Here is a 457-nt window from a genome sequence, read left to right as displayed (position 1 = left end):
GCGGATGTCCTTCGGTTTCGCGATCGGCCCGATCTGCTTGCCGACCCAGTCGCGCAGCGCCTTCGCGAGCGCCGCCGCTTCCTCGCCTTCCGGACGCGAGCGCTTCAGCACCACGAACGCGACCACCGCCTCGCCGGTCGTGTCGTCCGGACGCCCGACCACCGCCGCTTCCGCAACCAGCTCGTGCGAGACCAGCGCCGACTCGATCTCCATCGTGCCGAGCCGGTGGCCCGACACGTTCAGCACGTCGTCGATACGGCCCATGATCGTGAAGTAGCCGGTGTCCTTGTCGCGCACCGTGCCGTCGCCGGCGAGATAGAGCGTGCCGCCGAGTTCTTCCGGGTAATAACTCTTCCTGAAGCGCTCCGGGTCGCCCCAGATCGTGCGGATCATCGCCGGCCACGGACGCTTGACGACGAGAATGCCGCCTTGCCCGTTCGGCACGTCCTGGCCCGTC

Annotated in this window: 1 protein-coding gene; it reads right to left on the bottom strand. The window is 68.3% G+C overall.

Annotated elements, in window-relative coordinates; genetic code table 11:
- Positions 1 to 457, bottom strand: a 457-nt coding sequence (locus U4012_RS35670; protein ID WP_321804592.1) for an AMP-binding enzyme, incomplete at both ends; no start/stop codon positions are given.

This window comes from Burkholderia sp. BCC1988 (assembly GCF_905339895.1).
Taxonomy (GTDB): domain Bacteria; phylum Pseudomonadota; class Gammaproteobacteria; order Burkholderiales; family Burkholderiaceae; genus Burkholderia.
The sequence above is the reverse complement of the archived record's forward strand: the minus strand, read 5'-3'. Positions and strand labels throughout refer to the sequence as shown.